Raw genomic sequence first — 13,646 nt, forward strand, 5'->3', positions numbered from 1 at the left:
CCGTCACACTCTGCCGAAAGACGCCAGATGACCCACCACAAAAAATTAATCGCCATCATGGTGGCTGCCTTCACGATGGCTACCTTCATGGCGACTGCGTCACCTGCATTCGCCATCGAAGACACGTTCCAATTGCAAGCCCGTGCTGCCTATGCCAAGGTGATCGGGGACTACAACATTCCCGGTCTGGTAGTAGGCATCACAAGAAACGGTGAACACAGTTTTTACACCACCGGGCTGGCCTCGCGTGCCGATCATCGCCCCGTTACTGCGGACACGCTGTTCGAACTGGGGTCGGTCAGCAAGGTCTTCAGTGTCACGCTGGCAGCGCTGGCCGAACAACGGGGTCAACTATCTCTTGACGACAAAGTGGCGCATTTTTTGTGCGCCGATGCCTGTTCGATCGGTAACGACATGACACTGATGGACCTGGCGACCCACCATTCCGGCGGACTGCCGTTGCAGGTGCCGGATCACATCACCAGCACCAGCGAACTCGTGACGTGGTTGAAAGACTGGACGCCGCCTCAGCCCGGGTCCCGCAGTTACTCCAACATCAGCATGGGTCTGCTTGGCAGCATCACGGCTGAGGCGATGGGTATGAGCTACCGACAGGCGATACAGACGGTACTGCTCCCCGAGCTGGGTTTGACGAATACCTGGATCGATGTTCCGGCGAACCGCCTGACAACGTATGCGTTCGGCTATGACCGAAAGACTGACCAGCCTATTCGGGTCATGCCCGGAGTGCTCGCTGCTGAAGCTTACGGAATCAAGTCGAGCGCGCGTGACATGCTGCGGCTTCTGGATGTGGAACTCGGGCTGGTGAAGGTGTCGCCTCACATCCGGGCGTCCATACGTCGCACCCAGGAAGGCCAGTTTGACACGGCCCGATTTACGCAGGATATGGTCTGGGAGCAGTACCCATGGCCCGCTGATCCGGACACGATGAAGCAGGCCAACAGTAACGACTTCATCCTGAATCCGCAGAGAGCAGACAGGATCGTGCCTGCGCTGCCGCCGCAGAAAGATGTGATCCTCAATAAAACCGGATCGACGAATGGTTTCGGTAGCTACGTTGCCGTGCTGCCTGGCGAGAACCTTGGTATTGTGGTTCTCGCGAATCGCAATTATCCGAATCAAGCGCGGATTGGCGCGACCTACTCGCTGATCAGGATGCTGCTGTCGAGAAAGCCCTGATGCAACGGCATACGCCGGTCGGTGTGCCGATCATCTGCGGCATTCAACAGATGTCTCCCTCTTAACGGAAAAGAAAAACCAATGCGTCATTTCAGCAAAAACAAGTTAATCACTGTGCTCGCAGTGGCGGCATGGCTATCGGGATGCACGACCGCCGCGCCCGGATTGAAGACCACCGCGGGCATGAGCGGCGACGATCTCGGTTGCACAATCCCGACCAATTGCGTCACGACGGTGGGCAGCAATGCGATGTTGCCATTGCGATTTGACGGTACCGTCGCAGCAGGACTCAGCCAGTTGCGCGCAACGCTGGCGACCTTCCCCGAGGCGGTAGTCACGCGGGCCGACGACCAGCTTGTCGAAGTCGTGTTCGCTACGCGCGCGGGGTTCAAAGATACCGTGCTCTTTCGGGCGGATGCGGCCGACAGCAAAATCGATTTCCGTTCGCGCTCGGATTTCGGACTCTATGACTTCGGAAAAAACCGCGACCGCATGACCGACTTCACGGCGCGCTTTGCACAGCAGGCGCGCGAGCGATCATCGAAGTAAGCGGCGCGTTTTCTGAACATCAGCGCACATGGTCTGCCCGCACAAAGCCATCTGCCTGCCGCTGCTGATCGGCCGTTGAGTCTATCAACCGCGCATCGACCATCTCATTGACGCAGCAGATCCGCGGCGATTTGCGCCGCCATGCGTGCTTCATCGGTGGGGATGACCCACACCTCGGCCTGGCTGGATTTGCTGTGTACGGGCACGACTTGCGTACCGTCGGCGGTGCTGTTTTTATCGTGATCGAGCGCGACGCCAAGAAATGCCAGCCGGTCGCACACGTCGGCGCGCAGCAGCTGATCATGTTCGCCGATTCCGCCGGTAAAGACGAGCGCGTCCAGTCCACCGATGCACGCTGCGACAGCCGCGGTTTCACGGACCACGCGATATCCGAATAGGCGGATCGCCAGTTGCGCGTTCGGGTCATCGCTGGCGCGCAGTTGCCGCATGTCGGCAGAAATACCGGATACACCCAGCAAGCCACTTTGCCGATACAGCAACGCCTCCAGCCGCGCATGGTCCCAGCCTTGCGCCAGCAGGTGCAGAAGCACACCGGCATCGATCGCGCCGCAACGCGTGCCCATCATCAGGCCGTCAAGTGCCGAAAACCCCATCGTCGTGGCACGGCTTTTACCGTCCAGCATGCCGCACAGACTGGCGCCGTTGCCGAGGTGTGCCATGACCACGCGACCGGCAGCGCGCTGCGAAAAACGCGCCAATGTCTGGCTCACCGATTGATATGACAATCCATGAAATCCATAGCGCCGAATGCCTTGCTGCCCTAGCGCCTGCGGCAATGCAAACAGATATTCTTCCTCGGGCAGGTCGGCGTGGAATGCCGTATCGAAGCAGGCAATCTGGGGCACATCCGGAAACGCCCGTCCCAGTGCCAGGATGCCGTCGATATTGTGCGGCTGGTGCAGCGGTGCCAGCGGCGCCAGGTCACTCAGGGTGTGCAGAATCGCAGCATCGACTTTTACGGCCTGCCGAAAGCTTGCGCCGCCGTGGACCACACGATGGGCAATCGCTTGCAGCGTGCGCCCGGCACGTTGCTCCTGCAGTAGTCGCTGCAGTGTCTGCAGCGCCACGTGAAATGGCTCGGCGTGACCGTCGACGTCGGGTTGCTCGCGATGGACTTGCCCGCCGCTACGCCACGACAACGACAGATGCCCGCCGGGTTCCAGTCCTTCAATTGATCCGGTCAGCGCGGCGGGTTGGGCGATGCCATGCTCGATGTCGTGCACGCCGAACTTGAGCGTGGACGATCCGGCATTGATCGACAGAATTACCATTCGCCACTCCTGTTCATGGTGTGACCTGCCGGTTGTGGTGGGCCAGCACCTTGGCCAGCAAGGCCGAAGCCACGCGTGCAGTCACGCCGTCGGCGCGACTGGTCAGGGCGATCGGTATGCGGGCACCCAGCACGATGCCTGAGGCGGTTGCGCCGGCCAGATATTCCAGTTGCTTGCCCAGCATGTTGCCGGACTCCAGATCAGGCACCACCAGGATATCGGCATCGCCGGCGACGTCCGATTCGATCCCCTTGATGTGCGCCGCATGCAGTGAAATCGCATTGTCGAACGCCAGCGGTCCATCCACCAGGCCGCCGGTAATTTGCCGCCGTTGCGCCATCTTGCACAGCGCCGCGGCGTCGACCGTCGAGGGAATGTTGGGGTTGATGGTTTCGACCGCCGACAGGATCGCGACTTTTGGCAGCGGTATGCCCATGACCTGCGCGAAAAGGATGGCGTTTTGAATGATGTCGGCTTTGTCGCTCAGGCCAGGACGGATGTGCAATGCGGCGTCCGTCAGCAACAGCGGCTTGTGATACGCCGGCACATCGAACCGGAACAAATGCGACATGCGCCGCGCGGTGCGCAGGGCCGGCGTGGCGGTGATCGCACGGATCAATTCATCGGTGTGCAGGCTGCCTTTCATCAGGCTTTCCAGCTCCCCGGCGGCGGCCATTTCTGCGGCTTTCTCGGCGGCGGCGTGGCTATGGGCAACGGCGACGATCTCGATGCCCTGCACATCGATGCCAGCCTGTTGCGCCAGTTCTCTGATCCTGTTTTCGGGGCCAATCAAGACCGGCTCGATCAAGCCTCTGCGCGCCGACTCCAGTGCGCTGCGCAGCGAATCCTCGTCGCATGGATGGACGATGCCACAGCGGATCGCGGCCAGGCCGTCGCCCATGGCCAGCAGCGCATTGAGCCGGGCCTCGGGATCGAACAGTTGAATGTGCGGCGCGGCGGTGCGCGCAATGCGTACTTTTTGGGTCGGCGCCAGCACCCGTGCCAGACCGTGCAGCACGGTGTCGCCTTTCTGGTTGACGACCTGGCAGTCCATGTCGAGGCGCTTTTTTTCGTCGTCCTTGCTGGTGACGGTGACTGTCACGGTCAGCGTATCGCCCACGCGCACCGGTTTGCTGAAGTGCAGAACCTGCTCAAGATAGATCGTGCCGGGCCCGGGAAACACGGTGCCTAGCAACGCTGAAATCAGTGCGCCGCCCCACATGCCGTGAGCGATGATGCCGTGAAACAGCGTGGCGTTGGCATACGTCGGATCGACGTGGGCCGGATTGATGTCGCCGGAGACGGCCGCGAAGGCGCGAATGTCATCCAGCGTCAGGGTGCGGGTGGTGTGTGCGCTCTGGCCCAGACGGATATCGTCGTACAGAAAATTTTCCAGATAGTCCTGTGGCGCAAGCTGGTTCATGCGATTTTCCTGGTGATGTTGCGGGCTAGCGTGACGACGGTATGGCCGTCAGTAACAGGGCGTTCAGTCTTCATAGCGCACCATCGCATACCCGCCCGGTGCATTCCCCAGATCGGCTTCCGGCGCGATGACTCGCGCCGGCACGGGTTTGCCCGAACGCTCGTGCAGCCAGCCTTGCATCGCTTCCCACCACGATCCTTCATGGAGCGGGGCAGCGGCGGCCCAGTCGTCGGGCGCAATCCAGTCCTGGCCCTGACCTTGTACCTGCGCCGGGCTGTCCATTTGATAGCTGCGATCGGGGTGGCCCGGCTCGGACACGATGCCGGCATTGTGGCCGCCTGCCGCCAGAATGAAAGTCGATTCGGCGTCGGTCAGCAGGCGAATCTTGTAGACCGAACGCCATGGCGAGACGTGATCGCGCGCGGTGCCGACGATCAGCATCGGTGCTTTGATATCCTTCAATGCCACGCCGACGCCGCCAACGCGGTAATGACCGGACGCCAGGTCATTATTCAGAAAGAGCGAGCTCAGGTACTCGTTGTGCATGCGTTCGGGCAGGCGGGTGACGTCGGCGTTCCAGCTCATCATGTCGCTGCCGACTTCGTCCTGGCCGAGCAGATAGCGGCGCGTATTGCGCGACCAGATCAGGTCACGCGAATTCAAAAACTGGAACGACCCTGCCATCTGCCGTCCCGATAAAAAGCCGGTGCGGGCCATCATTTCGCGCAGGTTGTTGAGCTGGTCGTCATCGATGAAAATGCCGAGCTCACCCGGTTCGCTGAAGTCGGTCTGCGCCGCCAGCAGCGTGACGGTGGCCAGTTCCGGCAATCGATCCGGTTTCTCGTCGGGAGCTTGCGGATGGCGGCCGCGCAAAAGAGATTCCTCTTGTGCGTTCGCGCCGCCCAGCGCCGCTGCGACGATCGCCAGGTAGGTGCCGCCCAGGCAATAGCCCAATGCATTGATACGCGCCGCGCCGGTCTGCGTTTTCACTGCCGCCATGGCGTCCATGATGCCCATGCGCAGATAATCCTGCACACCCAGGTCGCGGTCCGACGCATCCGGATTACGCCACGAAACCATGAACACCGTGTGCCCCTGTGCCACCAGATACCGCACCATCGAGTTGGCCAGCGACAGATCGAGAATGTAGTACTTCATGATGCAGGAAGGCACGATCAGCAACGGCTCGGGATAGACCTTGGCGGTGGTGGCGGTGTACTGAATCAGTTCGATCAGATGGTTGCGAAACACCACTTTGCCGGGAGTCAGTGCGACGTCCTTGCCCACTTCGAACTCCAGCGCCTTCGGCATGGCCGCACCACCGAGGCTGTGCGCCTGCTGATACTCCAGCACATCGCTGGCATAGCTCTGGTAGCCCTTGATCCAGCTCTGACCCGATGACTGTTCACCCTTGCGCAGGACTTCCGGGCTGTTGGGCCAGTTCGATGGCGACAACGCATCGAGCTTCTGGCGCGTAAAAAACTTCACCAGATCGCCGTGGTGCCTGGACATGCCTTCGATCCGCACGGCATCGTCCCACCACGTGTTGCCGGCCTTGAAGCTGTCCTTCATGACGCTGAACGGCCAGGTGTTCCAGGCGGGATCGCTAAACCGGCGGTCCTTTTCCACCGTCGATTGTATTCCGGAGGGTGCTTGCGGCGCGCCGCTCAGGACGCCCCGGGTCAGGTCGATTGCCTGCTGCGCCAGATACATCTGATGACCGGGCGACAGCGCCAGATGCATGGCCCAGTCGGCATACGCCAGGCTCAGGGAGATCGGCGAAAACCCCATGCTGAATTTGGCCAGCTGGGTATGAAATGCGCGGTCGATGGCCTTCGCCATATCGCGTTGTCCGGTGGCGGCATCATCGGCGGGGCGATTGACCATATTCAGCTGTGCATCAGGTCGTGCCGCAGCGACGACGTGCGGACCGGACTTGACGTCGGATTGATTACCGGAGGTACTGCGCGGTGCATCCATGCGTTCCTGCAAAGCGGTTGGCTTCATGATTCAGTCCCTTGAAAAATCCTGGAAAATCTCAGGCGACGGCATGGCAGCCGGCGTCGACGTAAATGGTTTGTCCGGTCATGCCGGAGGAGGCATCGCTGCATAAAAACGCATTGAGGCGTCCGATTTCTTCCAGCGTCACCAATCGCCCCAACGGCGCGGTGCGCCGGGCTTGCTCCATCAAGGCATCGAAGTTCGCGATGCCCGATGCAGCGCGGGTCAGGATCGGTCCGGGCGACACGGCATGGACGCGCAGTCCCCTGGGGCCCAGTTCCACCGCCATGTAGCGCACCAGCGATTCCAGCGCAGCCTTGACCGGACCCATCATGCCGTAGTGCGGCACTGCGGCGTCTGCGCCCAGATAAGTCATGGTGACGAAACTGCCGCCGTGCGGCATGTGCGGCGCGCAGAGTTTGGCGAGCTCGGCGAAGGAGTGGCACGAGATCTGCATTGCGCGCGCGAAGCCGCTGGCGGAGCTGTCGATCACCGCGCCATGCAAATCGTCCAGCGGCGCCCAGGCGATCGAATGCACCACAAAATCCAGATGCCCGAGGTGCGCCACGGCCTGATCGACCAGCGCCTGCAAGGCGCCCGGTTGTTCCACATCACACGGGATCAACGGGATGCCCAGTTGCTGCGACAGGGGTTGCGCCCACTTGAGGGCTTTTTCATTCACGCAGGAAGCCACCAGGTCGGCGCCTTGCCGTTGCGCTTCGCGAGCGCAGCCGTAGGCAATGCTGTGTTCATTGGCGAAGCCGAGGATCAGGCCTTTTTTGCCGGACAGGGAAAAGGTTGGTGATGTTTCCGGCGATATTCCTAACGATGCAGCCAACGATGTTGCCAACGATGCGGTTGGGGCAGTGGCAGTCATTTGTGGTGCTTTCCATGATGTTTGTTGTGGTACGAAGACCCGGACTCTGCCGTGCCGCGCAAGACGCGCAGCCATTCAAGCAGTGCCATATCGACGATCATAACCGCCGCTGCGGTGCCGGCGTAGATAGTGCCCTCGTCGCCATCGAGCGTGATGACAGGACCTTTGCTACCTTAGCGACGCAATGTGGCGGGCTGATGACACGCGCCGGGGAGGTGCGGGCAAGCCACCGGAAATGACCATTGCGGCGAGTTGATGCCAGCAATTTTCGAAAAAATTGACACGGCTTGCGGCGCATTGCGCCGCGCACCCAACGGGTACGGTGTACGGCCGTGCAAGAGCAGGTGCCACGCCGGATTCCGCAAAGTCCGACCTGGCGCACGGGGGCGCTGGCAGGTTGCTGGTCAGCCCGCTCAGTTCACCCTGGTGCCACCCGCTGCGTCAGCCAGCCACCGATCAATCTCCGGCAACCTCTCTGCCACGATCCGCATCCGATCCTTGATCCGCGCTACTGCCGTGTCAGCGTCGCGCCGCGAGCCCGCTGCCAGATGCGCGTCGGCATACGCCTTGACCTTGACGATCATGTCGGGCGAGGCCGACTTGCTGGCCAGTGACGGAAAGAACCGGCTGAGCGAGGACGCATCGACCCGCTCATTGACCCTGGCCATATTGGCCAGTGCGAAGTCGAATGCCAGATCCGGATACTTGACCGAGACGCCGGCCAGCATGCCCGCACTGGTGGTCACGCCCGGCTCATCGGTCAATGCCAGTGCCATCGCCTGCGCGGCCAGCGACGGGTTCTTGCTGGTCGATAGCAGCTGGTACAGGTCGCCCTTGATCATGGGCGATTTTTCGGCGCTGGCCAGCTGGCGCATTGCTTCCCAGGTAGGGGCATCGGCATGCTCGATCACGACTGCCATGATGGTCTTGCGGATCGCTGCCGGCACCGCTGTCGGGTCACGGTCCTGCGCGGCAAAGCGCCGGCGTGCTTCGGCAATGGTGACGGGATCGTCGAGCTCGCTGAGCACGTCGATCAACTGTTCGCGCAGTGACGGTACGGTATCGGCTTCACCCGCCCGCGCTGTCCAGCCCAGCTGCGTCAGCATCGGCGTGAGCCGTGCGATGGCAAACGTGCTGAAGGTCTTTTGCCGTGCCGGATCGGACTTGTAATAGTCGTTGATCTGCTGAAATGCGCTGGCGATGGTCTTCCAGACGCGCGGTTCGGCTGAGAGTGGCGCGGCGGCGGCCAGATTCAGGAAGTCGCGCATCGGCTGCAGCCCGGTGACGCCCAGTGCCCAGCTGTCTGCCATCACTCCCAATTGATCGATCGGCGCCATCACCGGAAATTGCGCAGCCAGCGTGTTGAATACCGGTGCCGAGTACGCAGTGCGGTAGTACCCGCTCTGGCCGGCGTTGACCAGCACCGCGCCGCAGCCCGGCACCGTCAGCGTGGCCTTGCCGCCAACCACCAGCGTGCTGATGCGGTCGCTACTTCCCACCAGCTGCACGCTGACCGGAACACGCCATGCACGCGGTGCCTTGCCGGGCTGGTCGCGGCTGAATTCGGACTGCGACAGCGTGATGGTCGATGTGCCTGCTTTGCACTGCACATCATCGACCCGGATCATCGGCACGCCAGGCTGCAACGTGAAGTCGTGTGCGATCGCCATGATCGGTTTGCCGACACCGGCAGTCTTTTCGACGGCGCGCCACAGGTCGTCGCTGGTGGTATTGCCGTAGGCGTGGGTTTTCATGTAAGCCCGCACGCCATCGCGCCAGGCGGTTTCGCCGACGTAGTTTTCCAGCATGCCGATGACCGATTCGCCTTTTTTGTAGGTGATGGCATCGAATGCCTGGCTGGCCTGTTCGACGGTGTCGACGTGCTGCACCACCGGATGGGTCGTGATGAACGCATCGAGGTTCATCGCGTCGTCACGCATCGCCACCGCATCGAGCGCGGTCTGCCATTCGGGATGCAGGCGCGTGGTTGTGCGACTCTCCATCCACGACGCAAATCCCTCATTGAGCCAGAGGTCATCCCACCACTGCATCGTCACCAGATTGCCGAACCACTGATGCGCAATCTCGTGGGCGGCGATGCTGAACGCGCGCTCTTTGTCGGTTTGCGTCGAGATGGTCGGGTCCAGCAGCATCACGCGTTCGAACGTAAAAATCGCCCCCCAGTTTTCCATCGCACCAAAGAACTGGCTGCGTCCGGGTGCGGCGATGTTGTCGAGCTTGGGCAGCGGATAGCGCACCCCAAAATAGTTGTTGTATTCGCGCAGGACCGCGGCCGAGGAGTCCAGCGCGAACTGCGCCTGCGGCAGTGCGCCGCGCTGCGTGATCACGCCCAGCTCGGTGCCCTCTGCTTGCAGCGTGGCGCGTTCGAAGTCGCCCAGCCCGAAGAACAGCAGGTAGGTCGACATCGTCGGCGACCTGCCGAACGTCACCTGCTGGCGGCCATCGGCCAGCGTTGTCGTTGTTGCGATCGGCATGTTGCTGACCGCCAGCTGGCCGGCCGGCACCGTCGCCTGCAAGGCAAACGTGGCCTTGTAGTTCGGCTCGTCCCAGGACGGAATCATGCGCCGCGCCGAGGCGTTTTCGAACTGCGTGTACAACGCGCGCCGGGGACCGTCGGCGTTGGCATAGTCGAGGGAAAACAGCCCGACCGCCTGTGACCCGATCAGGCCGGTGTATGCCATGTCCAGCCGGTATTTGCCCGGCTTGATGGTCTTGCCAAACGTGAAAATGGCGGTCTCGTTGTCGGCATCGATGCGCACCGTGGCATTGGCCGGTGCTGCCTTGTTGCCAGCATTGGCGCTATGCAGTTGCACCTGCCCGAACACCAGGTCGGCCGCATTGAGCGTGATGCTGGCGGTCGGTTGCAGCACTTGCACGTCGATCGTCACATGGCCTGCAAACGTGGCCGCCTTCGCATCCGGTGTAATCGACACGGCATAGTGCGTCGGTCGCACCGAGCGCGGTAGCTGGGTCGTGATCTGGCTGTTGGCGGCGCCGGATTTGGCGCGCAGTGTTGTTGCGTGGACGGGCAGGGCGGAGAGTGCAAGCGACATGAGAACTGCGGTTGCCGGCAAAGTAAGACGCATCGGAAATCCTTTGAAACAAGCTGTCAATGTAGAGTGCCGCACCGGCGCTATTTGCCTGCGGAATACAGGACTGCGCCAGCGGGTCAGGGCAGGAGTGTGGCACAACTTGCATGACCAATGTTCCTCCCTGAAATGCGCGGATGTCGGGTTATCCGGCAACCCGCATCATGCCGATTCTGCGCTGTCAGCAGCATGGCCTGGTTGCCCGATCCATCAGCCTGGGGACCGGAAAAGCCTGCGCAAACCCGCTGCGATGTGTACCCTTGCGGTCTTCCATTTTATTTTGCCCGCCATGACCACGACCATCACCATCAACGACGACCTGCGCGCCTATATCGATCCATTGACCCAGGACGAGCTGGCCGCGCTGGAGCGCAGCCTGCTGGCCGAAGGGTGTCGCGACGCGCTGGTGTTGTGGGGCGATTTGCTGGTGGACGGCCACAACCGTTACGCTCTTTGCCAGAAGCACGGCCTGCCGTTCAACACCCTGCAGAACACTACCTTCCGCTCGATCGACGATGTGCATCTGTGGATGATCGACAATCATCTGGGGCGGCGCAGCGTGTCGGATTTTCAGCGCGGTGTGCTGGCATTGCGGAAGAAGGAAATCGTCATGGCGCGACAAGGGCAGGTACAGGCGCCGGCAGACTCCGGCGGTACGCAGCCCGCCGCATCCGCGCAGGCCACTGCGCCATTGTCACGCGACGCGATAGCCCGCTCGGCCCGCGTCAGCAGCGCCACCCTCGGCCAGATCGAAAAAATCCGCAACACCGCTGCGCCCGAACTCGTCAGCGCCGTCAAATCCGGCGTCATCTCGATTAACGCTGCCGCCGCAGTGGCGTCGTTGCCGAGCGCAGCGCAGGTCGCCGCAGTCGCTGGCGGAAAAAAGGAATTGCAGCAGGCTGCGCGGCAGGTCCGCGAATCGCGCCTGCCACCGAAGCCGGAAGTGCCGGCACCACCGGATGACGCGACCCCCGATCAACTTGAAATCCATCGCCTGACGGTGCTGGTCGACGAGCTCACGGCTGAGCGCGATCAACTGAAAAAGAAGACGCAGCACTTGACGATTGCGCTGGCCGAAGCGCGTGGCGGACAGAAACGCGACGAGGTCGGATAATCAGACAGGTCGGCAATTTGGCGGTGGGAAGCTGTGTCGAACGCGGTGTCGAACCTGGCGTCAACCGGCTCTCGACCGGCAACCTGATGCTGGCAACACTACTGGCGCTGCCGTTCGCGGTTACGGAGTTGATGACGGCCGTGTCGGTGACGCGTGCGACCCACCAGGATGGACAGGCCGAGCAGGAGCGTAAAAAATCCCTGCGCAGGAAAGTGCGGGCGATGGTCAGGGACGCATAACACCGCAGACTGCATCGGTCTGCTGTACTAAAAACGGGAGCGCGCCAGGAATGGGGCGCTCCCGTTTTTACATCTGGAAATAACCAATGCAGGGTCACGCCATGAGCCCTTCGCCGACGACCATAGTCCTACTGCACAGCGCGCAGCCTCGTTCAACACCTGAGCGAGCACACCGCCGATGAAGCCAGCGACATCGGCACTCCACGCATAAAAAAGGACATTCCAGATGAACGCCACACACCTCAAGATCGCCACCACCGTCCTGTTCTCCACTCTCCTGGCCGCTTGCGGTGGCGGCGGTGGCAGTAGCAATCCAACGGTTGCCGTCGCGGCGGACGTCACCTTTCCGGCGGATGCAGCGGTACAGAATTTTCTGACCTCGTCACATACCTTCAACGCCAGCTACACCGATCCCGCCAATAACGACCTGTACGCGCTGAACTACAGTTACGTCCCCGGTGCCGATTCGGCTTTCGAAGGACAGGCCGCAAAAACCGCCAGCTTCACGCTCAACCTGAAAAAGAACGGCGTCACGCAATCGACCTCCACCGAAGTTACCTATTTCAGGATCGGTCCGGTCAAGTCTCTCGGCGCGATCCTGGGCACCGGCGAGTACATCGTCGCAGCGAATCAGGGTGCGTTCCCGGTCAACGCGAAGGTCGGCGATGTCGGTAGCCTGGGTGGCAGCACGTCGTACACCAGCAGCGCAAAGACCAGTATCTATGCCACGTCGGTGAATACCTGGGAGCTACAGGCGGATACGGCCACGACGGCGTATCTGTGCGTGAATTCCTCGGTCAGGTACACCAACGGAGCGGCTACGCTGACTGGCTCGGAGTGCTACAGGATTAATACGAGTGGGGCGGTGCTGGGGAACAAGCTGACGTTAAGCATTAACGGGAAGTCGGTGACGTTTTTGAATTAAGGGGAATGACGCAGGGTGACGTAGGTTTTTCTGCGTCGGCCTGGATGAGTCCGTCTCGGTGGTTGACCTGACGGGCTTTTCGTACGTGCCCGAATTATTTGGAAACTTCTGTGCTCGAAGCCAATTCGCCAGCGCAGTGTTTGCATGGAAGATGCGCTTTTTCGGGAGTGTGAAACTCTCAAGAAAGCCGTCGAATCAGTCTGTCACGCAAGCGCGGCAAGCCCACAATCCAGCCGTTTCTGACAATCGCACCGGACGTCAATTTTGCATTCGGATGTGCGACGAAATACTCGTCGCTCGCCAGCTTCAGGCTGTTCGCTTCATGCGGAAACTGCGACTGAATAAGCATTGAGGCAAGGCGGAACACGTTGGCCTCTCGCTGGTCCTGGGCTGGCGGTGCGACTTCCCGTGCAACGGCTGCGCATCGGGCAAGCAGTGCAGACTCAATGTCTCTGGCACTCATCGGTTTTTCTCCGTTCACATCGTAGTAATACTCTTTCCCATAACGTCAATTTAACTCTAAAAAATCTGGGTGTGACGCTGTCGGGCTACTTTAAAACTACGACGGTGTATCTGCGTGTGAATTCGTCGATCAAGTTCTCCAACGGCGCGGTCCCGCTGCCGACTTATAGGGTTGCCGGGTTACTACGAATGGTACGGCTATGGGGGAATACGCTGACGATCAATACAAATGGGACGTAGGTGAGTTTTTCGAGCTAAGAGGGATCGCATCAGACGATCGGAGTAGGCCGAAGTTGATCGTCCGAATCGGCAAGTCCGCTATCGTGATCTATGTCTGGTTCCGACTGTGCCGCCACTAAAAGTAATTAATATTACGACGATTAGTTACTCCATGAAGTGCACTTAACCGGTACTATAAGTTACACCGATCTGAGAAAATATTTCATTACTTTTT

At 60.8% G+C, this 13,646-nt stretch carries 11 protein-coding genes; 5 read left to right on the top strand and 6 right to left on the bottom strand.

Annotated features, from left to right (window positions below):
• Positions 1–27: 27 nt before the first annotated feature.
• Together ampC and ABD720_RS04245 are read left to right on the top strand one after the other, a co-directional pair.
• Entirely contained in the window at positions 28–1,200 is a 1,173-nt protein-coding gene (ampC, locus tag ABD720_RS04240) for a class C beta-lactamase (RefSeq protein ID WP_344761986.1), read from the top strand.
• Between the two features lie 81 nt (positions 1,201–1,281).
• On the top strand, positions 1,282–1,749 hold the full coding sequence (locus tag ABD720_RS04245; RefSeq protein ID WP_344761987.1) for a DUF1499 domain-containing protein: 468 nt from the start codon (positions 1,282–1,284) through the stop codon (positions 1,747–1,749).
• Between the two features lie 104 nt (positions 1,750–1,853).
• Here ABD720_RS04245 and ABD720_RS04250 read toward each other — a convergent pair whose 3' ends face one another.
• The 5 genes from ABD720_RS04250 to ABD720_RS04270 all read right to left on the bottom strand — a co-directional run bounded on the left by ABD720_RS04250 (position 1,854) and on the right by ABD720_RS04270 (position 10,416).
• Positions 1,854–3,041: an acetate/propionate family kinase gene (locus ABD720_RS04250; RefSeq protein WP_344761988.1), complete on the bottom strand. Its 1,188-nt coding sequence runs from the start codon at positions 3,039–3,041 to the stop codon at positions 1,854–1,856.
• 13 nt (positions 3,042–3,054) lie between these two features.
• Positions 3,055–4,464, bottom strand: a complete 1,410-nt coding sequence (locus ABD720_RS04255; RefSeq protein ID WP_344761989.1) for a bifunctional enoyl-CoA hydratase/phosphate acetyltransferase — start codon at positions 4,462–4,464, stop codon at positions 3,055–3,057.
• A gap of 63 nt (positions 4,465–4,527) precedes the next feature.
• On the bottom strand, positions 4,528–6,471 hold the full coding sequence (locus tag ABD720_RS04260; RefSeq protein ID WP_344761990.1) for a PHA/PHB synthase family protein: 1,944 nt from the start codon (positions 6,469–6,471) through the stop codon (positions 4,528–4,530).
• A 31-nt stretch (positions 6,472–6,502) separates the two neighbouring features.
• Positions 6,503–7,342, bottom strand: coding sequence for an enoyl-ACP reductase FabI (gene fabI / locus ABD720_RS04265; protein ID WP_344761991.1), 840 nt, complete (start codon positions 7,340–7,342; stop codon positions 6,503–6,505).
• A gap of 413 nt (positions 7,343–7,755) precedes the next feature.
• Entirely contained in the window at positions 7,756–10,416 is a 2,661-nt protein-coding gene (locus ABD720_RS04270) for a M1 family metallopeptidase (protein WP_344761992.1), read from the bottom strand.
• A 325-nt stretch (positions 10,417–10,741) separates the two neighbouring features.
• Between ABD720_RS04270 and ABD720_RS04275 the strand changes: the two genes are divergently transcribed.
• From ABD720_RS04275 to ABD720_RS04285, 3 genes are all read left to right on the top strand, one after another.
• Positions 10,742–11,566 (top strand): ParB N-terminal domain-containing protein, encoded by an 825-nt coding sequence (locus tag ABD720_RS04275; RefSeq protein ID WP_344761993.1) that lies wholly within the window; start codon positions 10,742–10,744, stop codon positions 11,564–11,566.
• 17 nt (positions 11,567–11,583) lie between these two features.
• Positions 11,584–11,805: a hypothetical protein gene (locus ABD720_RS04280; RefSeq protein ID WP_344761994.1), complete on the top strand. Its 222-nt coding sequence runs from the start codon at positions 11,584–11,586 to the stop codon at positions 11,803–11,805.
• A gap of 226 nt (positions 11,806–12,031) precedes the next feature.
• Entirely contained in the window at positions 12,032–12,730 is a 699-nt protein-coding gene (locus ABD720_RS04285) for a hypothetical protein (protein ID WP_344761995.1), read from the top strand.
• Positions 12,731–12,908: 178 nt separating this feature from the next.
• On the opposite strand, the gene ABD720_RS04290 is transcribed toward ABD720_RS04285, so the two are convergent.
• Positions 12,909–13,193: a hypothetical protein gene (locus tag ABD720_RS04290; RefSeq protein ID WP_344761996.1), complete on the bottom strand. Its 285-nt coding sequence runs from the start codon at positions 13,191–13,193 to the stop codon at positions 12,909–12,911.
• Positions 13,194–13,646 lie beyond the last annotated feature (453 nt).

Origin of the sequence: Actimicrobium antarcticum (assembly GCF_039536745.1) — a bacterium.
Taxonomy (GTDB): domain Bacteria; phylum Pseudomonadota; class Gammaproteobacteria; order Burkholderiales; family Burkholderiaceae_D; genus Actimicrobium; species Actimicrobium antarcticum.